Here is a 24,605-nt window from a genome sequence, read left to right on the forward strand (position 1 = left end):
GTATTGCGTCTTGAATATAGCGTATTGCGTATTGCGATTTGTGTTTAACTTTCCGACTTCTATCTCCCGACTTTCGGACTCTAAGCCTTATCCTTCATCACCATTTGGCAAGTATGGCGGCTCTTTACTTCTAGCAGTACATCTTTATTAACCGTAACCCTGTCAATGGTCTGTTGGTTATAGTAACGGATGGTCACCAATTCTAAACCGCTGTTGTATTTTACTTTAAAACTCTCTGACAAATCGGCAATGAGCTGTTTGATTTTTTGTTCATCATTGTCAACGCTTACCGAAAAACTGATGGCCGAGTTGAGCATGGTATTCACTTTTACCCTGTTTCGATGCAGTACATCAAAAATATGGCTGAGGTTTTCTTCGATAATGAAAGAAAAGTCTTTCGGGAAAATCGAAATCAGCACTTGGTTTACCTTAAAGATAAAAGAAGGAATGGGTAAAGGTGTTTGTGTAGTGGTAATGGCAGTCCCCTCGGCTTCTGGTTGGATAAAAGACCGTACATAAAGCGGAATGCCTTTGTTTTGAATAGGTTTTATCGTTTTTGGATGGATCACCGTTGCTCCGTAATAGGTAAGCTCGATGGCATCGTGATAAGAAAGCTGGGCTATTTTTTCCGTTTCGTCGAACCATTTTGGATCGGCATTCAATACACCGGGTACATCTTTCCAAATGGTCATCGATTCGGCGTTTAAACAGGCACAGAAAATGGCGGCCGAATAATCAGAACCCTCTCTGCCCAAAGTGCTGGTAAAGTTCTCGCTGGTCCCGCCAATGAAACCTTGCGTAACCACAATGCCCTGGGCTAAAAAGCTGGGCAGGTGTTTTTGGATTTCCTGTTCGGTTTTGTCCCACAATACATTGGCCTCGCGATAGGTGTTATCTGTTTTGATGTAGCCACGGGCGTCAGTCCAGATACTAAAACAACCGATTTGGTTAAGGTAGGCCGCTACAATTTTAGTCGATACCAATTCACCGATCGAAACAATCTGATCATATAAATAATCGGGCGAATCGCTTGCCTCTTCTTCCAAAAGCCATTCAATCTCTACAAAAGTATTTGCTACGTCGTTGTAAATTGGATTTTTATGGTCTTCAAATAACTCATCGATGATGTTGAAGTGGAAGGTTTTGATGTCTTCGAAAAGCTGATGCGTATTTTCATCACCTTTGACAAAAGCCCAAGTGAGCTCTTCTAATTTGTTGGTTATTTTGCCCATAGCCGAAATCACGATCAGCAAATGATTGCCATTGGCATGATTTTGAACAATGTGGGCTAGATTTTTAACGCCTGCTGCATCTTTAACAGAAGCGCCACCGAATTTGAATACCTGCATTAATGAGTTGGAGTAGATGTTAGAAGCGAATTTGGTTTGGCAATAGCCTGTAGCTCGGCAAAGGGAATGGTTAGTGTCGTTCTTCCGGCCGCATAGGCATCAATTTCGTAGGCATTGTACAAAAATACCAGTCCTTTATCGCTTACATAGAAATTTTCTGGCAAGTTAAAGATGCCTTTTTCGAAGTAGAATTTACCTTCAAGTGTTTCAGTTGCCGTTAGTTTTTTGTCTTTTCTGAAAATGGCTTCGGCTACTTTAAGCAGTTCGGCCTTTTTTTGAGGCTCGATCAGCATATCCAGCGTAATCGGCAAATTTGTTTTCGGGTTGTAGTTGATGTACGAAACCATGGTATTGCCATGGGCGCCGCCTGAATAGTCATAATGTATATGTTCCAGTGCGATGTAATCGGCAGTTTGGCGCAACACCTTAATGTCGATCAATAAAGTCCACCAGCCAAGCATTTTAGGATCTTTTTTATAGGATTCGTCGTAGCCTCTCACAAAACTTGAGGCCATGTCTTGATAGGAGCTTGCCTTTTCTTCTTTTGCAATGTAATCGAATACCTGTCTTTTGATATAGTTATTCAAGCTGTCTTTTTTAAAAACAGGATATTTGATCACTGCTTTTGCTGTGTCGACCTGTCCGTTTTCAGGCGACTTCACAATGTTTTTGCTCAGCACTTTTACCGAATCATAAGCATAGGTTAAAGTATCTACCGGAGTAGCAGTTACTTTTTCCTCGGTTTTTTGCTGTTTGTTTTGGCATGAAGCGATGGCCAATGTGGCAATGAGTAATAATCCTAGTTTCTTCATCTGTTTATAATTGATGTATTTGTTCTTTAGAAAATGAAGCATTAAGCCATTCGTCTTCCAAACGGGCCTCATATTTATTGTAAAACTTAATGGCTGGCTCGTTCCAATCTAAAACCTGCCAGGTCATGCCGTTATAATTGTTGTTTTTGGCTTCTTCTATTACTTTTTCGAACAAAATCTTGCCAACACCCTTGCCTCTATAATTCTCGGTTACAATAAAATCTTCCAAGTATAAACGACAGCCTTTCCAAGTTGAGTATCTGGTATAAAATAAGGCAAAGCCGATTGTTGTTCCATCGTCTTCGGCTACAAAAGCTTTCCAAACGGGCTGCTGGCCGAAACCTGCATCAATAAATTCGGCAAGTGTAACAGTTACTTCTTCGGGCGCTTTTTCATAAACCGCCAATTCATTGATCAGTTCGAGCAAACGTGGACAGTCTTCTTTTACGGCAGTTCTAATATTGATATTCATTGTTTTGTGTTTTGGTGATGTTTGTTATCCTTGCAAGGAAAAACTACTTTTAGCAAAAGCAGATTTTTCGCTACGCTCTGAATGATAACTTAATTATTCAGCTTTCCAGTGCTTGATGATTCTTTTGCCAAATATATTGCTTCCAATCCTCACCATGGTACTTCCTTCTTCAATGGCTAGTTTGTAATCGGCCGACATGCCCATCGAAATTTCCTTAAAATAATCGTCTTTTCTAAAATAGCTCAATTTGATGCCATCAAAAAAGACTTTCAATTCGTTAAACTCAAATTGGGTCTGCTTTTCTGAAGCGTTGTTGGTGGCAATGCCCATTAAGCCCACAATCCTTACATGTTTGAGTTCGGCAAATTCATCAGAACGCAACAGTTCGATCGCTTCGTCAAACTGTAAGCCAAACTTGGTTTCTTCATCTGCAATGTAAATCTGTAAAAGGCAATCGATTACGCGCTCGTTTTTGGCGGCCTGTTTATCTATTTCCTTGAGCAATTTCAAACTATCAACCGATTCGATGAGCTTTACAAAAGGAGCAATATATTTTACCTTGTTGCTTTGCAGATGGCCAATCAAATGCCACTCGATATCCTGTGGCAATTGTGTCTGTTTATCAACCATCTCCTGCACCAGATTTTCGCCGAAAACGCGTTGTCCGGCAGCGTAGGCTTCTTGTACCGCTTCGGCAGGGTGGTTTTTAGAAACAGCCACCAGCTTCACCCCGTCGCTTTCTATCTCACTTTTATATTTTAATATTTTATCAGCAATGCTCATTTATCAGTATTTTTGGTAAAATTAACAACCTTAGCGCAATTTGGCTAAGAAATTAGAAAGGTTTTATTAATAATGAAAAGATTTATTGCCGTTTTATTGGCCTGCTTGGGGCTATATGCCTGCAAGCCAGGTATCCCCAAAGATATTATCCAGCCTGATAAAATGGAGAAGGTGCTGTTCGACATCCATGTGGTAGATGGCTACATCAGCACCATGTCTACAACAGCAGATAGTACCAAAAAGATAGCTTCTGCGTATTACAGAGGTGTTTATAAGAAATTTCAGATCGATTCTGTAGTTTATAACAGGAGCTTGAACTATTACTATCAGCATGCAGACATCCTCAAAAAGATATACGAAAACGTTACCACGCAACTTAACAAAACAAAAGAGAAGCAAATGAAGGCCTTGCAAAAGGTGCCCGATACTGTAAAGCCGACAAAACCGGCAAAACTTGAACTGAAACCTAAAAAGGATTCTGTAGGGCCAGCTAAAGATTCCGTTGGACTCTTCAAAAAGCGAAAGCCAGCCAAAGTGCCGGTACCAACGCCTTCAAATGCACCAATACCGAAAAAAGAAAATGCTATATCCAGATAATTGCCAAGAGAGGTTAGGTTTTAATGAAGTGAGGCAAATGGTGCACCAGCACTGCTTGAGTACCATGGGCCAGGCTTTGGTGAACAAGATGCAGGTAATGACCAAGCATGACCAAATTAACAGGTTCTTGCGCCAAACACACGAATTTAAGAGCATCTTAGAAAACCAGGAACCCTTACAGATCAGTACTTTTTTTGACATTAAGGTACTGGCCGATAAAATAAAAGTAGAAGGAACTTATTTAGTAGAGGAAGAGCTTTTTCAGGTTTATGCTTCCCTGCAGACCGTATTTTCTGTTTTGCGGTTTTTTGAAGAACGCGTTGGGGTTTATCCAAACCTGGAAGCGCTTTTTGAGCATCTGCCTATTGAAAAGAACATCCTCAAAAAAATAGAAACCGTTTTAGATGCCAAAGGCAAAATGAAGCCAAATGCTTCGCCAGCCTTGCAAGATATTACTTCGGCCATTGCTAAAGGCGAACAGGAAGTGCGCAAAAAGATGGATGCCATCTATAAAAATGCCATTGCCCATAATTGGGTAGCCGATGGCAGCCTGACCGTGCGCGATGGCAGGATGTGTATTCCAGTATTAGCCGAAAACAAGCGAAAACTTAAAGGCTTTATCCATGACGAGTCGGCCAGCGGACAAACGGTTTATTTAGAACCCGAAGAGGTTTTTACGCTCAATAACAAGTTGCGTGACCTCGAATTCGACAAGCGCCGCGAGATCATTAGGATCCTTATCGCGCTAACTACTGAATTAAGGCCTTATACGCCTTTATTATTGTCGTACCATGGCTTTTTAACCAAGCTTGATTTTGTACGCGCCAAAGCCTTGTTTGCTATTGATATACAGGCCACGATGCCGATTTTGTTAAAGGAGCCCAAAACAAAGTTGGTCAATGCACGTCATCCCTTGCTTTTGCTGTCTTTTGCAGCAGAAAAGAAAACGGTTGTGCCCCTCAATATCCATATTAATGAGAATTTGAGGATTGTATTGGTTTCTGGACCAAATGCCGGTGGCAAGTCGGTGTGCATGAAAACAGTAGGTCTTTTGCAGCTGATGTTGCAAACAGGTTTATTGGTGCCGGTTGATGAAGGCAGCGAAATGGGAATTTTTGATCAGGTTTTTGCCGATATCGGCGATGACCAGTCTATCGAATCGGATTTGAGTACCTACAGCGCCCACTTAACCAAGATGCGTTATTTCGTGGCCCATGCTTCGCCAAAAACCTTAGTGCTGATTGATGAGTTTGGAACAGGAACAGATCCGCAGTTTGGCGGACCAATGGCCGAGGCGGTTTTAGAAGTGCTCAATAAAAAGAAGGTGAGAGGCGTAATTACCACCCACTATTCTAACCTTAAGCTTTTTGCAGGTGATACCGAAGGCTTGGAAAATGCATCTATGCTGTTCGACAATAGCAAAATGAAACCGCTTTATGTGCTTGATATTGGTAAACCTGGCAGTTCTTATGCCTTCGAAATTGCCCAAAACATAGGCCTGCAACAAGAAGTGCTACAGTTGGCGAAAGAAAAAACAGGAGCTAGCCAAAATAGCATTGATAGTTTGTTGGTAAACCTCGAAAAAGAAAAGCGCCAAGTGCACGAGGCCAAGATTGCATTGGCCAATCAGCAAAATAAAGCCAAGAATCTGGTGGCCGAAAACGAGAAACTGAAACAGTTTTTAGAAGAGAACAAAAAGGTACTCATTAAAGAAGCCAAGCTCGAAGCCCAAAATATTATTCGCGAAGCCAATAAACTGGTAGAAAATACCATTGCCGAAATCAAGGAGAAAAAAGCCGATAAGGTAGTAACCCAAGAATTGAGACAGAACCTTAAAAAGAACTTGGCCAAAAACGAGGTGAAGGAAGAACGTAAACCGGTGGTAAGCTTTGACGATTCTGCTATCGAAGTAGGCGATTGGGTGCAATTGATCAATACTGAAACCAACGGACAGGTATTGGAAATCAATCGTGATAACCTGGTTTTGGCATTGGGCGATCTGCGTTCGGTGGTCAAAAGGAACAAAGTGCAAAAAATCAGCAACCGCCAGGCCAAAAAGGCTGTACAGAGTAATTCTTATGCAGGACGGATGAGCGAAGCCATCACCAATTTTAAACCGGAGCTCGATTTGAGAGGGATGCGCGGCGAAAACGCTTTGCAGGAAGTAGAAAATTACCTCGACAAGGCAATAATGCTGGGTTTTCCATCTATTAAATTGATCCATGGCAAAGGCGATGGCATCTTAAGAAAACTCATTCGCGACTACCTGAAAAAATATACCGAAGTAACCCGATTGGAAGATGAGCATGCCGATAGAGGTGGAGATGGGATTACCTATGTGTATTTAAGTTAAACCAAAAGTCCGTAACGTTGTTATTTCTAAAAAGTTACGGCCATGAAACCAATTTTATACAGCTTAGTATTTTTGCTGCTGTTGGGCAGTTGCAAAAAGAAATCTAATGTTGATGATACTGGAAATTTACCTGATGTTGATTTGAAAACAAGGGTAGTAGTATCTGGATTAACGCTTCCATGGGAGCTCGTTTATGGACCTGATAATTTGATCTGGTTTACTGAGAAGTCTGGAAAAATCAGCAAGTTAAATCCGCAAAACGGACAGGTTACGCCAGTTTTTACCATTCCAGATGTTCGGGTAAACGGCGAGGGTGGCTTGTTAGGCATGGTTTTGCATCCCGATTTTACAGCTAATCCTTATGTATATGTGGTGTACGATTATGGTACCACCTACAAAGGCAAAGTAGTACGCTACACTTACGGAAATGGTACATTAAGCAGTCCACTGGTGTTGTTAGATCAAATTCCGGCAGCTTCGATACACAATGGTTCTCGTTTGCTCATAACTGGCGGAAAGCTTTTCATTACCGCGGGTGATGCTTCCAATACTTCGATGCCACAAAATGTAAATTCGCTTTCTGGAAAAGTATTGCGCATCAATTTAGATGGATCAATTCCGGCTGATAATCCCTATCCAAATAATCCGGTTTGGTCGTTGGGACACCGCAATCCACAAGGGCTGGTTTTAGTTGGGAACAAATTATTTTCTTCCGAGCATGGCAATACAACTGATGACGAAATCAATATTATCGAAAAGGGCCGAAACTATGGCTGGCCTACTGTAGAAGGCATGTGCGATGGAACTGGAGAAAAAGCATTTTGTACGCAGAATAATGTGGTAGAACCGCTCATCAATTGGACGCCTACCATTGCGCCAAGCGGTTTGTCTTTTTACAATAACGACTATATTCCGCAGTTTAAAAACTCGCTGTTGTTGGCCTTGCTTAAAGATTCCAAATTGATGCAGCTAAAGCTTGACGAGGCTCAGACCAAGATTGTGGGCACAAAGAGCTTCTACATCAATGAATTTGGCAGGTTAAGGGCAGTTTGTCCGGCACCTGATGGAAAGATCTACATCTGCACCAGCAATGGCGGCAACGATAAGATTATTGAAATCTACAAATAACCTTGAGATTAGTCGCTGGTTCATAGCTTATGGCTCATAGTTAATAGTCAATGACAAAATTCTTCATTGCGAGGAGAGAAGCGACGAAGCAATCTCTTTGAATTTTCAGTTGGCAGTTATCAGTTTTCAAGAGAAAAATTAATTCCTAGCCGGGTAAAACTATTTAAAACTGCCTTCATCTGCTTTTTGATGCATTTTTATAGCCATACTTAGTGTAAAACTTACATACTTGTAATCGTTTAAATGATTTGGATGAAGGCCAATATCTTGCTAATTTAGCCCAAAACACACGATATATGATTAATAAAGTTGTATCCGGACCGGATGAAGCGATCAGAGATATTAACGACGGACAGACCCTCATGTTAGGCGGTTTTGGCCTCTGTGGAATTCCAGAAAACTGCATTGCTGCACTGGTTAAGAAAGGAGTAAAGAACCTGACCTGTATTTCTAACAATGCAGGTGTCGACGATTTCGGCATTGGCCTGATGTTGCAAACCAGACAGGTAAAAAAAATGATATCTTCTTATGTTGGGGAAAACGCCGAGTTTGAAAGACAGTTGCTCAGTGGCGAATTAGAAGTAGAACTGATTCCGCAAGGAACCTTGGCTACACGCTGCATGGCTGCTGGTTATGGCATGCCTGCAATTTTTACGCCTGCCGGTGTGGGTACAGAGGTAGCCGAAGGCAAGGAAACACGAAACTTTAACGGCAAAGATTACCTGATGGAATATGCATTTGATGCTGATTTTGCTTTGGTAAAAGCTTGGAAAGGCGATACTGCGGGCAACTTGATTTTCCGTTCGACCAGCAGAAATTTTAACCCCGTAATGGCCATGGCTGGCAAAGTAACCATTGCCGAGGTGGAGGAACTGGTAGAAGTAGGTACACTCGATCCTGATCACATCCATACCCCTGGTGTATATGTGCACCGTATTTTTCAGGGCAAAGCTTATGAAAAGAGAATTGAGCAGTTAACAGTGAGAAATAAGTCCTAAGTCGGTAGTCCTAAGTCGGCAGTAAAATAAGCGATAATTCAATCAACAACATACGTCATTGCGAGGAACGAAGCAATCTTAATTGATGAATAAAAAATGTTAGATAAAAACGGAATAGCGAAAAGAATCGCTAAAGAAATAAAAGATGGCTATTACGTAAACCTGGGCATTGGTATTCCAACCTTGGTGGCCAATTATATACCGAAAGGCATTAACGTAGTACTGCAATCTGAAAATGGCTTGCTGGGCATGGGTCCATTTCCTTTTGAAGGGGAAGAAGATCCAGATTTGATCAATGCGGGAAAGCAAACGATTACCACTTTGCCAGGATCATCGATTTTTGATTCGGCCATGAGTTTTGGAATGATCAGGGCACAAAAAATAGACCTAACGATTTTAGGCGCAATGGAAGTTTCGGAGAATGGCGATATCGCCAATTGGAAAATCCCAGGCAAAATGGTGAAGGGAATGGGCGGCGCGATGGATTTGGTGGCTTCGGCAAAGAATATTATTGTAGCCATGCAACATGTAAATAAGGCTGGAGAAAGCAAGCTATTGCCTTCGTGCACCTTGCCTTTAACTGGCGTAAAATGTATCAAAAAGATAGTAACGGAGCTGGCTGTTTTAGATGTACTGCCAGAAGGCGGATTTAAGTTGCTAGAACGTGCACCTGGCGTAAGTATTGATTTTATTAAAAATGCTACTGCTGGTAAATTATTCGCCAGTGATGATGTGCCAGAAATGGTGATAGACTAGTTCATGATTGCTCGTCATTGCGAAGAACGCAGAGACGGAGCAATCTTTCTTTGCTATTACGAACGATAGGAAAATCTATCCTAGACTCTTCGCTTCGCTCTGAATGACAATCAACTAATTATAAATCTTACTAGCAAAACTTCGCTTTCAGCTCTTCAGAAATTTCTTCGGTAATTCTAATGATATCCTCAGGAGTATCGAGGTTGTTTGATACGATCTTGTTGCAGGTTTCCCTGTAGGGCAACAAAAACTCCTTGTAGGCAGGCATTACGTGGTTGTTCCATTTGTAGAGCACGTCATCTTCAGGATAGCCTCTTTCCATGCCATCGCGCTTGATGCGGCGTTTTAAGGCCACTTTTTCATCAGCTTCGATAAAAATCCGTAGGTTAAGCAAATCGGCAATGGCCTTAAAATGCAAAATGAAAAGTCCTTCGACAATAATGATAGGAGCTGGATTAATTTCCAGGATTTTAACTACTGCTAATGGATTGTTAAAATTGTATTCTTTTTTATAAACCACATCGCCTTTGATCAACTTTTTGATATCGATCAGAAACTGTTCATCGTCAATGGTAGAAGGAAGGTCGAAATTATAAAGTTTGTTTTCTTCCTGCGTCATTTCGCCGGCAGGAATATAGTAATCATCTTGAGATAGGAGCGTTACCTCATCGTTTTTAAAATGATGAAGGAAACTGTTAAGGAAAAATGTTTTGCCGGAGCCGCTTCCTCCCGCAATGCCGATAATTAAAGGGCTTTTATTGTTCATTCTCTTGAGCGCCGTAGTTTATATTACAAAAAAATCTTTTATCCAAAGCACCAACAGCATCTGCTACTGCTTTTGTCATTACAATAATAACATCTTTTGTGGATTCATTCTCTGTAAATTTACCAACAACCTTTGCAAAGGCCGAACGGTTGCTCATAGGGTTTGTCACTTTAATAATGGTGCCCACAGGTGCGGTACGGTGCAAAACTAACATTTTGCTAGGATCTAAGTCGGTATCGGTTATCCAAAGTGCCGTACCTTTTTCTTCAAATTGGGTAATGCCAAATTTACTTGGCGAACCTTTAAAAGCAGGATCTTTGATGGTATTTGGATTGGCTTCGGTACCTTGTTCTTCATCGGCGGCAGTTGCTGTAACAGGTTTAGCACCCCTAATGATGATCTTTTGCCCTGTAGCCAAATCATTTGAGGTCAAGTTATTCCAGGTTTTAAGCTGGTAAGTAGTTAAGTTGTATTTTTTGGCGATGGTATAAATGGTTTCTCCGGCAATGACGGTATGCTCAAAACCACCTTCAACATTAGCGGTATTGCTTGGTGGAACAACTGCTTCCTCCACTTTTTTCGTTTTGCTTTTTACAGGAGGCGCTTCAACCACTTTTGGCGATTCTACAGGGGGTTCGACTGGAGTAACGGTGCTATTTGCCGAAGGAATTTTGAGAACCTGTCCAATTTGAAGGTTGTTGGAACTCAATCCGTTTAGGCGTTTGATTTCATCAACCGTTGTCCCGTATTTTTCGGCCAGCAGGTTAAGGTTTTCTTTGGCCTTAATGGTATGCGAGATACTGGCTGTATTATCCGTATTTGCAGTATTGGTTGGCGTTTTTGCAGGAGGAGTTACAGCTGCTGGAGTTTCTTCTGCAGCTGTATTGCCATTGGTCGGTATTTTCAGTTGCTGACCAATTTGCAGGTTGATGGAATTTAAGTTGTTTATCCTTTTGATTTCGTTTACGGTAGTGCCGTATTTCTCCGCCAGCATGTTTAGGTTGTCTTTGGCCTTAATCGTGTAGGTAATTAAGTTGGCCTCGCCAGTGTTCGCAGAGGCGGATGCAGCAACTGCCGCAAAAGGAGTTTCGGTAGGTACTTTTAAAACGACGCCAATCTGCAAAAGCTTGCTGTCGTTAAAAGTCATAACGTCCTTATAGTTAACGTTATAATGTTTGGCAATAGAATAGTAGGTTTCTTTAGGTTCTACTTTATGCAGGATCAGTTTTTTTCCTTTGTAATTCTCCACACCGATAGAATCAACAGCAGTATTGGCATGGGCAACAGAGACGTGAAGTAGAAGAGCAGCGATGAATAATTTATATATTTTATACATTAAGTCTTAGCAAATTTGAAACACAATTATACGAATAATAGCTCATAGGTGAATGAATGTTATAAAAACGGTACGATGACATTTCTATTGCCTCTAAAAAGTATTTTTGAAAACCATTTCAACAATGCTTTGTTTTAAGGGTACAAAAATTAACCTTCAAAAATAGAAAATACCATGGATGCAAAAGAAATAAGCCTAAACGAAAAACAAGTAAAACCTGTAGTTGATATGCTGAATGATTACTTGGCCAACTACCATATCCACTATCAAAAATTAAGAGGTTGTCATTGGAACATCAAAGGACAGAACTTCTTTACCTTGCATATTAAGTTTGAAGAATTATATACCAATGCACAGTTAACGATCGATGAAATTGCAGAACGTGTATTGACCCTAGGTAAACCGCCACACAGCCGTTTTGCCGATTACATCAAAGAATCACAAATTAAGGAAATCGACACCATTGGCATGAAGGACATGGACATGGTTGAGGCAGTATTGGACGATATGGCCAAACTGATTGAATTAGAAAGAGATTTGTTAGAGGCGACAGATAAAGCTGGAGATGATGGCTCTAATGATATGGTGAACCGCTTTATGCAGTTTAAGGAAAAAAATACTTGGATGCTGCGTTCATTCGCCGGCAAGAAATAAAATATTCCGTTTCATAAAAAATCCCCGTTTCAAAAGAGCGGGGATTTTTTGTTTACCTAGAGAAACGTTATGCCGGACACCGATCCGGTATCTCACTCGAGACAGATCTTAAATCAAGTCTGGAATGAGGTGTTAAATTAGACTGCAGACTATTAACTATCGACTATGGACTCTATTTCTTACTTTTGTACCAATGGGATATCGAAATTTAGCCGAATGCATAGCCGATCTGGAGAAACATGGCCATCTGGTAAGAATAAAGGAAGAAGTTGATCCGTATTTGGAGATGGCGGCTATCCATTTAAGGGTTTACGAAAAACAAGGGCCGGCTTTGCTATTCGAAAAGGTAAAGGGAAGCCCATTTAAAGCCGTTTCTAATCTGTTTGGTACTTTAGAGCGATCTAAGTTTATGTTTCGCGATAGCCTGCCTAAGGTAGAGCAATTAGTCGCTCTGCGTTCGGATCCTATTAAAGCCCTTAAAAATCCATTTAAATATGCAGGTTCGGGCTTAGCTGCCCTATCGGCTTTGCCTTTGAAACAGTCGCTTTTTAAAAATACATTTCAGAAAACGAGCATCAGCAATTTGCCTCAAATTGTAAACTGGCCTATGGATGGTGGTCCGTTTGTAACCATGCCACAGGTTTTTACCGAAGATATTGACAAGCCTGGCGTGATGAATGCCAATGTAGGCATGTACCGTATCCAACTGGCGGGCAATGATTACGTACAAGACAAAGAAATCGGCTTGCATTATCAAATTCACAGGGGAATTGGCGTGCACCAGACCAAGGCCAATGCCAAAGGACAGCCTTTAAAGGTGAGTATTTTTGTTGGTGGTCCGCCATCACATCCACTTGCCGCAGTAATGCCCTTGCCTGAAGGACTTTCTGAACTCACTTTTGCCGGTGCTTTAGGCAATAGGCGCTTTAGGTACTTTTATGATGAAGAGGGTTTTTGTATTTCGGCTGATGCTGATTTTGTAATTACTGGAACGGTTTATCCCCATGAAAACAAGCCTGAAGGTCCATTTGGCGATCATTTGGGTTATTACAGCCTTACACATACCTTTCCTTTAATGAAGGTACACAATGTGTACCATAAAAAAGATGCAGTTTGGTCGTTTACGGTAGTGGGCAGACCGCCTCAAGAAGATACCAGTTTTGGTGCATTGATACACGAAATTACAGGTTCGGCCATTCCTCAGGAAATCCATGGTTTAAAAGAGGTAAATGCAGTTGATGCAGCCGGCGTGCACCCCTTATTGTTTGCCATTGGAAGCGAACGCTATACGCCGTACCTTAACGAACGCAAACCTCAGGAAATTTTAACTATTGCTAACCATATTCTAGGGAAAAATCAACTGAGCTTAGCCAAATACCTATTGATAACGGCCAGAGAAGATGATGAAAACCTGAGCACCAATGATATTTCCGGCTTTTTGCAACATGTTCTAGAGCGAATAGATCTTACTCGGGATTTACACTTCTATACCAATACCACAATTGATACGCTCGATTATTCAGGCGATGGCCTTAATGCAGGCTCAAAAGTGGTATTTGCTGTTGCTGGTGCCAAAAAAAGAGAGCTTTCCAAGATAGTACCTGCCGATTTGAATTTGCCAATGCCATTTAATGCAGCTCAAATGGCTATGCCAGGAGTTTTGGTTGTTGAAGCTAAGCCTTACACGGATACTCAACATGCTAAACAAGAGATCAATGCGCTAAAAGAAAGCTTAAAATCAAAAGATTTGCAAGGCCTGCCATTGATCGTAATTTGCGATGATGCCCAATTTACGGCCGAAAACATAAATAATTTGGTTTGGGTAACTTTTACGAGAAGCAATCCGGCAGCAGATATAGATGGGGTTGATGATTTTATACAGCATAAGCATTGGGGTTGCGCCGGATCATTGATTATTGATGCACGTAAAAAGCCTCACCATGCACCCGAACTGATTAAAGATCCTGAGGTTGAGCAAAGAGTGAATAGGCTGGGAGAGAAGGGCGCTTCGCTTTATGGCATAATTTAGTGTGCAAACTCGGATAAGCATAAAAAAATCCCGATTGCGAACTGGCAACCGGGATTTTTTATTTAAACAGTATGCTACTTAGAATCTTAAACCTAAAGTCAAGAAAACATTGTTTTTGGTATCTTTAATCTCAGCAATAGGTTCTTTTCCATTGCTTAAATTATATGGGCTGAATTCGCTGTTGGTTTCTACTCTTTGATAAGTTAAGTCGACATAGTAGTTGTTCACGCGATAACCTAAACCACCACTGTACATTTTGGTGTCAAAATCAAGGTCTTTATTTTTATAAGGACTGCCATTTACACCATAACCTGCTCTTAAACTCAAGTTGTCAAGCTTATACTCGCCGCCAATTCTATAGTTAACCGCACCTTTATAATTGTTCCTTACTTCGGCGTTGTTGTCGATCATGATATCGTTGTCGCCATAGCTGCCGTCGTTATTGGTAGAAAACCTAATGCTAGAGTAGTCTACGTAATCAACATCGGCAGAAATTAAAGCTTGGCCAGCAATTACATAGCTTGCACCAAATGAACCTTTTAATGGTGTACGCAAGTTGTAACTGAAATCATAGGTCTGTTTGTCGGTAGTGCCTTTAATTGTACCCCTGTTGTCCAAGCCTTCTGTATAGCTGTCGTCAATTGCAAACCAAGTAGGAGTTTGGATGGTGGCACCTAGGCGTAAACCATCTACAGGTTTAAAAATTACACCTAAACGGCCATTCACACCAGAACCTTTGGTTACCTGGCTTTGATTGAATAACAATTTGTAGTTGATGTTATTGCCAGTTGGGACGCCTGCTGTGGTCAATTCCCTGGCACTGCCGCTTTCTTCAAATTGTGCATCGCTATTGTATTTTAAATCAATCAAGCCAATGCTTGCACCAATATAAAACTGGTTAGAGATATTGGCCGCTGCAGAAAAATTAAATTCAGACACCGAACCTGAACGCACTTCATTTTTGCGTTGGTTGTTGAATTGATTTTGGGTTCTGTCTACATAAGTCTCAGAAAAATAATTGCCAGCGGCAGGGTCAAAACTGATCAAGTAATTGTCGTAGGCCATTCTTTGCAAACTTCCCACTTCCAAGTTATTTGGGGTGGTAGAACCTCCCAATTCGGCAAAATAATCGGTAATTGAAGTGCTACCGTTTACGCCAGAATAATTTACTTCTGAGCCATAATCGTTGGTTCTGTTGTAACCGATACCAAAAACACCGCTAATCAAGCCTTTTGAAGTGTTTTCGCCTTTTTGCTTATAAGTAGGCGCAAAAAATACGGCGCCAATCTGGTTAATATTTAACTGACTTTTATTGGTATTGGTGTTTTGTCCCAAGAAATTTGCATTCATGCCACTTTGGTTAAATTCTGGCGTAAACCCAAATTCAGATTTGGTAAAAAGACCCAAACCGGCAGGGTTGCCACCAAGAGAACTCAAATCGCCACCGTTGGCAATTTGTGCATTTCCCATGGCTTTAAAGCGTGCGGTGCTGCCGTAATTTGTTTGAGAGAAGCGAAGCGCATCGCTAGCATATTGCGCGTAAGTATTGCTGGTAGTAGCTACTATAGCTACTACTAACAGAGTTAGAATTTTTTTCATTTGTGTTTAAAGCTAATTTAGATCGATATTACCTGCCACCTCTGGTTGGTCTGCCGCCGCCACCTCCGCCGCCGCCAGAACTTCCACTTGAACCACCACGACTACCGCCGCCACTTGATGGAGGAGGTGCACTTTGTTGTGGAGGAGGATTATAAGTAGGCTGAGCCCTTGGTGGAGCTTCGCTTCTTGTTGGTCTTGCATCAGTTGTTGAACCGCCTCTGCTTGGTCTGCCACCATCATAGCTGGTAGCGCCACCTGGACGAGAACCATTGGTTGCTGGATTATACATCTCCGCTCTGCTTCTGGTTACTGGTGTACCGTTAGGATTGGCATTGCCTCTTGATGGAACACCAGACGTACCGCCACCATAGTAGCTTCCTCTATTCGGACGGCCTACGCCGTTTTCGCTTCCTCTTGATGGCCTTGCGCCGTAATTAGGGTTGTAGCTGTTTCTGCCGGCATAATAACCTCCGCCTCCATAATAGCCACCGCCCCAGTAACCGCCACCATAATAGCCGCCGTAGTAAGAGTAAGGACCCCACCAGCCACCATAGTATGGATTTCCCCAGCCGTAATACGAATAAGGACTGTACCAATTGTAATAGGCATTAAAATAGCCACCTAAACCTAGGCCATATCCGTATCCATACCAAGAATTGTATCCATAATAATTGTAATACGGATCATAGTAATTTCTGTAAGGACTGCCATAATAGAACCTGTCTATACGCGAAGCATAGTCCATGTCATAATAGGGGTCACTGTTGGTGTAAGTAGAATTGTCCGAGTTGTCCGTTTGCTGTGTAGGTTGAACCGGAGCCGCCTGCTTGTATTCTTTAGCTTGGGCAGTGGTACCATACACATCATCGTCAATGGCAGCGTTTTGTGCCAATTTCGGAGTTGAGCAGGAAGCAACTAGCAGTGCAGTTACTCCGAGCAAACTGGTGAATAAATGGTTAGGTTTCATGATATGTGTGTTTTGTTTGTGTGCTCAATTAAATTGTAGCTATAAATTTATAGCTTTGTAAACAACTTTACAAGAAATTTAACACAAAAAACGTTCCAAACAGTTATGAGCAAAGGCATTACAAGCAAAAATGACGATTATTCGCAGTGGTATAACGATATTGTTATAAAAGCCGATTTGGCAGAACATTCTTCGGTAAAAGGCTGTATGGTAATTAAGCCATATGGTTACTCTTTATGGGAGAAAATGCAGGCGGTTTTAGATCACAAATTCAAAGAAACAGGTCACAGCAATGCTTATTTCCCCTTGTTCATCCCAAAATCATATTTTTCTAAAGAAGCTGCGCACGTGGAAGGCTTTGCTACCGAGTGTGCTGTGGTTACCCACTATCGTTTAAAAAACGACGGAAACGGTAACATTATTGTTGATGAAGATGCCAAATTAGAAGAGGAATTAATTGTTCGTCCAACCTCAGAAACCATTATTTGGAATACCTACAGGGGATGGATCCAGTCTTACCGCGATCTGCCTTTGTTGATTAACCAATGGGCAAACGTGGTGCGTTGGGAAATGAGAACACGCCTGTTCTTACGTACTACAGAGTTTTTGTGGCAAGAAGGTCATACCGCGCATGCCACTTCGGAAGAAGCGATTGCAGAAACAGAAAAAATGCTGGATGTATATGCCGATTTTGCAGAAAACTGGATGGCAGTTCCGGTAGTAAAAGGCAGAAAAACACCAACAGAACGTTTTGCAGGCGCTTTAGATACGTATTGCATTGAAGCATTGATGCAAGATGGAAAAGCTTTGCAGGCTGGTACTTCGCACTTTTTAGGCCAAAACTTTGCCAAGGCATTCGATGTGAAATTTACCAACAAAGAAGGCAAGCTTGATCATGTGTGGGCAACTTCATGGGGGGTATCAACCCGTTTAATTGGAGCCTTGATCATGGCGCATAGCGATGATTCTGGATTGGTATTGCCTCCAAAATTGGCACCTATCCAAGTGGTGATCGTTCCAATCCATAAAGGTGATGAAGAACTGGCTAAAATTTCAACTTTTGTAGATGAATTGCTTCCAAAACTAAAAGGATTAGGCATCTCGGTGAAATACGATGACAGAGATAGCCAAAGACCAGGTTTTAAGTTTGCAGAATATGAATTGAAAGGTGTTCCTGTACGTTTGGCCATTGGCGCCAGAGACATGGAAAATGGCACTGTGGAAGTAGCGAGAAGAGACACCAAAGCTAAATTTACGGTTCCTCAAGATGGATTGGACATCTACATTGCACAGCTTTTAGAAGAGATACAACAAAATATTTATAACAAAGCTTCACAATTTAGGGCTGAGCATATTACAGAAGTTAATTCGTACGAAGAATTCAAGGCTTTATTGGATACTAAGGGCGGTTTCCTATCAGCCCATTGGGATGGTACCGCAGAAACAGAAAAACAAATCAAAGAAGAAACCAAGGCAACCATCAGGTGTATCCCTTTGGATAACAAGCAGGAAGAAGGCGTTTGTATTTTGACCGGCAAGCCATCAAGCCAAAGGGTATTGTTTGCAAGGGCGTACTAGTTTTAGATTTTAGATCTGAGAGGTGAAATGTAAAACGCCAAACGCCCTACACTTAACGCTAGACACAAAGCATGAGCGAAGAAAACTATAAAGAAATATTAGGAAATTTAGAGAGCAAAGCCTCATTAAAACAGGCCATTTATCGCAGTACGGCAGAAGTATTTGGACTCACCAAGAGCATTCTTTCTAAAATAGCAGCTAGGCTGCATACTGATTATACAGCGGTAGATCCCTCTGTTGAGGTGAACTATAAAGAGAACAATCAGTTTGAGGCGCAACTCAAGTTTTCGGGAGATATGCTGATGTTGTCAATGCATAGTAATGTTTTTAATTTTGACGAAGCACATTCCATCTTCCAGACCAGTTACGTAAAAACCGATAAAAGCCTCAGCTATTGTGGCGTGATTTATGTACACAATTTTTTAGCTGATTCGATTAAATACAATCGCCTGGCTGATGAAGGTTCTTTAATTGCCCGCATTTTGATCAACAAAGAAAAACACTTTATGGTTGAAGGCGAGGGCGCACTTGGGTTTTTGTACGAAGATTTCGAGGCCAATACCGTTACCGAAGAAAAGTTGACAGATATTTTAGAGAGATCAATTCTCTTGTGTTTGAATACTGATTTGGTACTGCCTCCTTTTGCACAGATCAAAGATGTAACGCTTCATCAGAAACAAACCATGGTGGCTGGCAGCGGTTATCCAACTGGCAAGCGCCTGGGTTATTTATTTAGTTCAGAAATACAGCAGAATAACGGATAAGAGTTTGGCGTTAAGTTAATTAACCACATTCTTATCTTCATGTCAATATTAATATCAAGATGAAATTTGCAACAAAAGCTATCCATGCAGGTCAAGAGCCAGATCCAACAACTGGAGCGGTAATGACCCCAATTTATCAAACCTCTACCTATTGGCAAAAATCGCCAGGAGAGCACAAAGGCTATGAGTATTCTAGGGGAACAAACCCTACGCGCAAAGCTTTGGAAGATTGTTTGGCCGCTTTAGAGAATTGTAAGTTCGGATTGGCTTTTAGCAGCGGTATGGGTGCAACTGATGCTGTTTTAAGATTGCTGAAGCCTGGTGATGAGGTGATTACTGGCGATGATTTGTACGGTGGTTCCTATCGCATCTTTACCAAGGTATACGAAAAATACGGAATCAAATTCCATTTTCTAGACTTGTCGAGTCCAGAAAATATTGTGCCCTACATCAACGAACGCACCAAATTGGTTTGGATAGAAACTCCAACCAATCCTACCATGCGGATTATTGATATTGAAGGTGTTGCTAAAATTACCAAAAAGCACGATGTGCTGTTGACGGTTGACAATACTTTTGCTTCTCCATATCTGCAAAACCCTGCCGATCTGGGAGCTGACATCGTGATGCATTCGGTAACCAAATACATTGGCGGCCACTCAGACGTAGTAATGGGTGCATTGCTAACCAATAATGAGCAATTGTATAAAGATTTGTTCTTTGTGTACAATGCCTGTGGTGCAACACCAGGTCCGCAAGATTCGTTTTTGGTGTTAAGAGGGATCAAAACCTTGCACCTGCGCATGAAGGCGCATTGCGAAAACGGCGAGAAAGTAGCTCGTTACCTTAAAAATCATCCAAAAATCGATAAGATTTACTGGCCGGGATTTGAAGACCATCCTAATCATGAAATAGCTAAAAAGCAAATGCGTGGTTTTGGCGGAATGGTTTCCATTACTTTAAAAGATGCCGATTTGCAAGAAACTTTCAGGATCGCCTCACGTTTTAAAGTGTTTTCTTTGGCTGAGTCCTTGGGTGGAGTGGAATCTTTGGTGAACCATCCAACTACCATGACCCATGGCTCAATTCCGAAAGCAGAGCGCGAAAAAGTTGGTGTAACCGAAAACTTGTTACGCTTGAGCGTTGGGGTTGAGGATATAGACGATTTGTTAGCCGATTTGGAACAAGCGCTGGCTTAATAGATGGAATTTTTAGAACTGAAGGATTTTTTAGATGTGAAAGTGGCGCAGTATAACCGCCCCAATTTCATTACCAACGATCCGATCTGTATTCCACATCAATACCAAAAGAAGCAAGACATAGAAATTGCCGCATTCTTTGCGGCAATTTTAGCTTGGGGCCAGCGTAAAACCATCATCAACAAGTGCAAGGAGCTTTTTGAGCGGATGGATAATGCGCCCTACGATTTTATGCGCCATCATGGCGACGAAGACCTGAAAGGCCTGCTGGGTTTTAAACATCGTACCTTTAACGATACCGATCTGCTGTATTTTGTGGCCTTTTTTAAGCAACATTATGAGCAGTCGGATAGTTTAGAAACCGCTTTTTTGCCCCGTAATATCATCAATGCTGACTATTTGCCAGCCTTAGAAAGGAGCGAGGTAGAATTGGCTTCTTCGGCTTGCTTGCTCAATGAGATAGAACCGCTTAAGTTCACGGCAGAATTGGCGCTGAATCATTTTAGATCATACTTTTTTAGCCTACCGGATTTCCCAAGAAGGACCATCAAGCATATTTCATCGCCTTTGCAAAAATCTACCTGTAAACGCCTCAACATGTTTTTAAGGTGGATGGTACGCAAGGACGATTGTGGTGTAGATTTTGGCATATGGAACACCATTCCTGCAAGTGAGTTGGTATGCCCCTGCGACGTGCATGTTGACCGTGTGGCCAGAAAGCTGGGTATGATTGAACGCAAACAAACCGATTGGCTCACTGCCATAGAACTCACCTCAAAACTAAAGGAATTAGATCCTAAAGATCCCGTAAAATACGATTTTGCCTTATTTGGCTTGGGGATAGAGGAGCAGTTTTAGTTCATTAATTAACTCGTCATCCCGGACTTGATCCGATGTCTAACTCGGGATGAGATCCTTAAAGGGGCTCAGGGTGACGAATTATTGAGGATTTACCGAATCAGATTGCTTCGTTCCTCGCAATGACGGATACTTCTGACCCTAAACTTTTAACTTCGCTTCCCTGCGAAAACTCCGCACCCTTTGCTGTTAAATTCCATCTTCCATTTTACCTCTTCCATCTTCTTAAATCCTTGTTCTTTTATCCTCGTTCTTTTATCTTTAAGCCATGATCAACCACAAAGCCGAAATAGAAAAATTCGATGCCATGGGCGAAAAAACAGGCTGGAGCTATGTTTTTATTCCTCAAGCCATTGCGCATCAGCTTAAGCCAGGCGAAAAGAAAAGCTTTAGGGTAAAAGGTAAGATAGATCAGGTAGAAGTTGGTGGTGTCGCGCTACTGCCTATGGGCGAAGGTGATTTTATCATTCCATTAAAAAACGAATTGCGTAAGGCATTGAAAAAAGAGGAGGGAGCTACAGTAGAACTGAGCCTGGTATTTGATGCCGATTTTAAGATTGAAATGCCTGATGACCTCGAAATCTGCCTGGCTGACGAAGAACAGCTGATACAACAGTTTTTGTCGATGCCCAAATCTCACCAAAACTACTTTATCAATTGGCTAAATTCGGCCAAAACAGAAGCTACGCGTACCAAAAGGATCATCATGATTGTTGATGCCATGGCCAAGAAATATGATTACGGGCAGATGATTCGAAATTCTAGAGCTCAATCTTAAGTCTGTAGCCTTTTAATCTGGAATAAATCGACTCAGGACTTACGACTAAAGACTAACGACTGTACTTACGGAACCAGCTATTGATTTTCATTTGGAGCACTCCTAAAAACGCCTCCCTAAATATTCGAGTACTCATTTTTGAAGTGCCTTCTGTTCTGTCGGTAAAGATGATCGGAACTTCTACCACCTTAAAGCCATACTTGATGGCGGTAAATTTCATTTCGATCTGAAAAGCATAACCCACAAACTTAATCTTGTTCATCGGAATGGTTTCCAATACTTCCCTGCGGTAGCATTTAAAACCTGCGGTAGCATCCTGAATGCTGATGCGGGTAATGAAGCGTACGTACATCGAGGCAAAATACGACATCAATACCCTGCCCATTGGCCAGTTTACTACGTTAACTCCTTTTACATACCTCGAGCCTATAGCTACATCGGCACCGCCATTTACGAATTCCGAAACCGGCAAGCAGGCAGCCCTTAACCTTACCAGGTCATCAGGATTGTGTGAAAAATCGGCATCCATTTCAAAAATATACTCGTATTTGTGATTTAAAGCCCATTTAAAACCGTGGATGTAAGCTGTACCTAAGCCTAATTTGCCCTTGCGTTCTTCGATATGCAATTGGCCCGGAAAATCCTGTTGCAGGTGCTTTACAATGCCAGCAGTACCGTCGGGAGAGCCGTCGTCAATAATCAGGATTTCGAAAGGATGGTTGAGCGAAAATACCTTGCGAATAATTTTCTCAATGTTTTCTTTCTCGTTATAAGTAGGAATAATGACTAAGCTATCAGACACTTTTGGATTGGAGATTTCGGATTGATGATTTTAGATTGTTGGCAAAATTAGGTATTAAAAACCAAAAGCCCGAAATTTCTTTGCGGGCTTTTGGTTAAATGATGTTAAAATTGAGGAGTTTTCTCTTCAGTGTTCATCATCCGCTGCAGCCACTTGGTGAGCAGGAACAAAATTCCAGAGGCAATACCAGCCATCACCACAAAAATCATAAAGAAATCGTAGAGGTTATTGATTTTATAGCCCACAAAAGTTGGTTTTTCCGGGTAAAGATTGTAGATCTCAAGAACTGTACTTTTACCATTGTTTTTCGCGATATAAAGTTCATTTTGTTTTTCATTGATCCCCAATAAATACTTAGAAGGCTTTTCTCCTGCAGCTTGTAGTTTTTTGAGTTCTTTGGCATCAGGCGCTTTAGGAATTACCCTTTTCACTTTATTGCTGTCTAGTTTAATCGGAGTGGCAACTGTAGCAGCTACAACTGACAACAGCGTATCTGCCTTGCTAGATACTTTGCTTTTCTTGTCGGTTTTGATATCCAAATAAGCAATATTTGTTCTTTTGTTGCTTACGGTATCCCAATTGATAGCTTTATAATAGTCAAGCTGTCCTGCAGCTAATTCATTGGTTTTGCTTTCTTCTTCAGGATATTTCGAACTTAATTTTCCAGCCAAAACATTCGCACCTGCATTGGCCAAAAACCAAACCGCCATCAATAAAGAAGCAAATTTAAGTGGCGCTAATTTGTTTACCAACGATAGGCCAATAGGCGAAAGACAAAGCTCGCCCCAGGTATGTAAGGCATACATGCCAATCAACCAGATCATACTTACTTTAATGCCTGCACCTACATCTTTTACACCAGTAGCAATCCAAAAATAGCCAATAGCCAATAACAATAGACCCAAGGCCATTTTAGTTGGGGCAGAAGGTTCTTTTTTGCCTAATTTGATCCACAACCAGGCGAATACAGGCGCAAATACCACTACAAAAAGAGAGTTAAGCGATTGGAACCAGCTGGCCGGAAAAGTGAAAAAGCCCAAGTCGCGTTGGGTCTGTTCTTCGGCAAAGAAAGTTAATGAAGCACCAGCTTGTTCAAAAGCACTCCAGAAAAAGACCACAAAGAAGGATACGATGAAGATAACCGCTACTTTTTTCTTTTCGACCTTGGTCAGCTTTGGATCTAAAAATATCATTAAAGCAATACCAACGAGCGCTAGGAGCAGTAGGTAACTGAGGTAGCTAAATACTTGAGCCTCGATATAAAGCAATCCGATACAAACGGCTGCAAAGAGCAATAAACCTAAATAAACCAAGAATGGAGGCGTTTTTTTTGCTGATTCTGTTACAGGTTCCAATCCAAGCGGGTTGCCTTGAGGATCGCGTACATATTTGTCTTTGTAGATAGAAAAAACAATTACCCCAAGAACCATTGCTACTGCTCCGCAAAGGAAAGCCCATTTGAAATCGGCCGGATTGCCGGTATCCCCAAATAAGCCACAGAAAAATGGCCCTAAAGCACCACCAACGTTAATTCCCATGTAGAATATGGTATAGGCTGCATCTATTCTGCGGTCTTTTGCCGGGTAGAGTTGGCCCACCATCGAAGAAATATTCGGTTTGAAAAAGCCATTTCCTGCGATCATAAAACCTAAACCAGAGAAGAACAGAAAGGTAGAGGCATCTGGCGAACTGCTGTATAAAGAGCCACAGCCAAAGAGCAGCAACTCTCCAAGCGCCATCAGTAAACCACCAGTAATGATACTTCGTCTGTTGCCCCAGTATTTGTCGGCAATAAAGCCACCGATAAGCGGCGTTAAATAAACCAGACCTGTATAGCTCCCGTAAAGGTTAGAGGCAAATGCTTTATCAAACAATAAGGCCTTGGTCATAAACAAAACGAGTATGGCCCGCATACCGTAATAGTTGAAACGTTCCCACATTTCGGTGGCGAACAATACATAAAGGCCCTTTGGATGCCCCTTGGTGGCCGGAGCTTGAATTTCTTCTGAATTCATGATTGATTTAGT

General features: G+C 41.6%; 22 protein-coding genes. 12 read left to right on the forward strand and 10 right to left on the reverse strand.

Annotated features, from left to right (window positions below):
• Positions 1–80: 80 nt before the first annotated feature.
• The 4 genes from AC570H_RS04425 to AC570H_RS04440 form a co-directional block, all read right to left on the reverse strand.
• Positions 81–1,349 (reverse strand): aspartate kinase, encoded by a 1,269-nt coding sequence (locus tag AC570H_RS04425; protein WP_497352110.1) that lies wholly within the window; start codon positions 1,347–1,349, stop codon positions 81–83.
• The gene (locus AC570H_RS04430) at positions 1,349–2,161 is read right to left on the reverse strand and encodes a DUF3298 and DUF4163 domain-containing protein (protein WP_497352112.1); all 813 of its coding nucleotides are present in this window, start codon (positions 2,159–2,161) and stop codon (positions 1,349–1,351) included. Before AC570H_RS04430 ends, AC570H_RS04425 begins: the two co-directional genes overlap by 1 nt.
• Positions 2,162–2,165: 4 nt before the next feature.
• Entirely contained in the window at positions 2,166–2,633 is a 468-nt protein-coding gene (locus tag AC570H_RS04435) for a GNAT family N-acetyltransferase (RefSeq protein WP_497352114.1), read from the reverse strand.
• Positions 2,634–2,726: 93 nt separating this feature from the next.
• Positions 2,727–3,416: a YggS family pyridoxal phosphate-dependent enzyme gene (locus AC570H_RS04440; RefSeq protein WP_497352116.1), complete on the reverse strand. Its 690-nt coding sequence runs from the start codon at positions 3,414–3,416 to the stop codon at positions 2,727–2,729.
• Positions 3,417–3,488: 72 nt separating this feature from the next.
• On the opposite strand from AC570H_RS04440, the gene AC570H_RS04445 reads away from it, so the two are divergent.
• The 5 genes from AC570H_RS04445 (at position 3,489) to AC570H_RS04465 (ending at position 9,248) form a co-directional block, all read left to right on the forward strand.
• Positions 3,489–4,013 (forward strand): DUF4296 domain-containing protein, encoded by a 525-nt coding sequence (locus AC570H_RS04445; protein ID WP_497352118.1) that lies wholly within the window; start codon positions 3,489–3,491, stop codon positions 4,011–4,013.
• Positions 3,997–6,366: an endonuclease MutS2 gene (locus AC570H_RS04450; RefSeq protein WP_497352120.1), complete on the forward strand. Its 2,370-nt coding sequence runs from the start codon at positions 3,997–3,999 to the stop codon at positions 6,364–6,366. The genes AC570H_RS04445 and AC570H_RS04450 overlap by 17 nt, the downstream gene beginning before the upstream one ends.
• 42 nt (positions 6,367–6,408) lie before the next feature.
• Positions 6,409–7,494: a PQQ-dependent sugar dehydrogenase gene (locus AC570H_RS04455; protein ID WP_497352122.1), complete on the forward strand. Its 1,086-nt coding sequence runs from the start codon at positions 6,409–6,411 to the stop codon at positions 7,492–7,494.
• A gap of 296 nt (positions 7,495–7,790) precedes the next feature.
• The gene (locus AC570H_RS04460) at positions 7,791–8,492 is read left to right on the forward strand and encodes a CoA transferase subunit A (RefSeq protein WP_497352124.1); all 702 of its coding nucleotides are present in this window, start codon (positions 7,791–7,793) and stop codon (positions 8,490–8,492) included.
• Between the two features lie 96 nt (positions 8,493–8,588).
• On the forward strand, positions 8,589–9,248 hold the full coding sequence (locus AC570H_RS04465; protein ID WP_497352126.1) for a 3-oxoacid CoA-transferase subunit B: 660 nt from the start codon (positions 8,589–8,591) through the stop codon (positions 9,246–9,248).
• A gap of 130 nt (positions 9,249–9,378) precedes the next feature.
• On the opposite strand, the gene AC570H_RS04470 is transcribed toward AC570H_RS04465, so the two are convergent.
• Together AC570H_RS04470 and AC570H_RS04475 are read right to left on the reverse strand one after the other, a co-directional pair.
• A complete protein-coding gene (locus AC570H_RS04470; RefSeq protein ID WP_497352128.1) occupies positions 9,379–10,014 on the reverse strand; it encodes a uridine kinase family protein in 636 nt (211 codons plus the stop codon).
• Positions 10,004–11,350 carry a LysM peptidoglycan-binding domain-containing protein gene (locus tag AC570H_RS04475; RefSeq protein ID WP_497352130.1) on the reverse strand — a complete coding sequence of 449 codons (1,347 nt, stop codon included), beginning with the start codon at positions 11,348–11,350 and terminating at the stop codon, positions 10,004–10,006. The genes AC570H_RS04470 and AC570H_RS04475 overlap by 11 nt, the downstream gene beginning before the upstream one ends.
• 174 nt (positions 11,351–11,524) lie before the next feature.
• Between AC570H_RS04475 and AC570H_RS04480 the strand changes: the two genes are divergently transcribed.
• Positions 11,525–12,004 carry a Dps family protein gene (locus tag AC570H_RS04480; RefSeq protein ID WP_497352132.1) on the forward strand — a complete coding sequence of 160 codons (480 nt, stop codon included), beginning with the start codon at positions 11,525–11,527 and terminating at the stop codon, positions 12,002–12,004.
• Positions 12,005–12,197: 193 nt separating this feature from the next.
• Complete coding sequence (locus AC570H_RS04485; RefSeq protein ID WP_497352134.1) at positions 12,198–14,033, forward strand: UbiD family decarboxylase; 1,836 nt, start codon at positions 12,198–12,200, stop codon at positions 14,031–14,033.
• A 78-nt stretch (positions 14,034–14,111) separates the two neighbouring features.
• Here the strand turns inward: AC570H_RS04485 and AC570H_RS04490 are convergent, their stop codons facing one another.
• Both AC570H_RS04490 and AC570H_RS04495 read right to left on the reverse strand, forming a co-directional pair.
• The gene (locus AC570H_RS04490; protein ID WP_497352136.1) at positions 14,112–15,632 is read right to left on the reverse strand and encodes an OmpP1/FadL family transporter; all 1,521 of its coding nucleotides are present in this window, start codon (positions 15,630–15,632) and stop codon (positions 14,112–14,114) included.
• 28 nt (positions 15,633–15,660) lie between these two features.
• A complete protein-coding gene (locus AC570H_RS04495) occupies positions 15,661–16,599 on the reverse strand; it encodes a hypothetical protein (RefSeq protein WP_497352138.1) in 939 nt (312 codons plus the stop codon).
• Between the two features lie 105 nt (positions 16,600–16,704).
• Between AC570H_RS04495 and proS the strand changes: the two genes are divergently transcribed.
• The 5 genes from proS (at position 16,705) to AC570H_RS04520 (ending at position 21,776) form a co-directional block, all read left to right on the forward strand.
• Positions 16,705–18,177, forward strand: coding sequence for a proline--tRNA ligase (proS, locus tag AC570H_RS04500; protein WP_497352140.1), 1,473 nt, complete (start codon positions 16,705–16,707; stop codon positions 18,175–18,177).
• 71 nt (positions 18,178–18,248) lie between these two features.
• Entirely contained in the window at positions 18,249–18,941 is a 693-nt protein-coding gene (locus AC570H_RS04505) for a hypothetical protein (RefSeq protein WP_497352142.1), read from the forward strand.
• Between the two features lie 59 nt (positions 18,942–19,000).
• A complete protein-coding gene (locus AC570H_RS04510; protein ID WP_497352144.1) occupies positions 19,001–20,140 on the forward strand; it encodes a cystathionine gamma-synthase in 1,140 nt (379 codons plus the stop codon).
• Positions 20,141–20,143: 3 nt separating this feature from the next.
• On the forward strand, positions 20,144–20,998 hold the full coding sequence (locus AC570H_RS04515; RefSeq protein WP_497352146.1) for a TIGR02757 family protein: 855 nt from the start codon (positions 20,144–20,146) through the stop codon (positions 20,996–20,998).
• A gap of 268 nt (positions 20,999–21,266) precedes the next feature.
• Positions 21,267–21,776, forward strand: a complete 510-nt coding sequence (locus AC570H_RS04520) for a YdeI/OmpD-associated family protein (protein ID WP_497352148.1) — start codon at positions 21,267–21,269, stop codon at positions 21,774–21,776.
• A 52-nt stretch (positions 21,777–21,828) separates the two neighbouring features.
• Here the strand turns inward: AC570H_RS04520 and AC570H_RS04525 are convergent, their stop codons facing one another.
• Together AC570H_RS04525 and AC570H_RS04530 are read right to left on the reverse strand one after the other, a co-directional pair.
• On the reverse strand, positions 21,829–22,578 hold the full coding sequence (locus tag AC570H_RS04525; RefSeq protein ID WP_497352150.1) for a polyprenol monophosphomannose synthase: 750 nt from the start codon (positions 22,576–22,578) through the stop codon (positions 21,829–21,831).
• A gap of 104 nt (positions 22,579–22,682) precedes the next feature.
• Positions 22,683–24,593: a peptide MFS transporter gene (locus tag AC570H_RS04530; RefSeq protein ID WP_497352152.1), complete on the reverse strand. Its 1,911-nt coding sequence runs from the start codon at positions 24,591–24,593 to the stop codon at positions 22,683–22,685.
• Positions 24,594–24,605: the final 12 nt, after the last annotated feature.

The sequence above is a fragment of the Pedobacter sp. B4419 genome, from assembly GCF_059693725.1.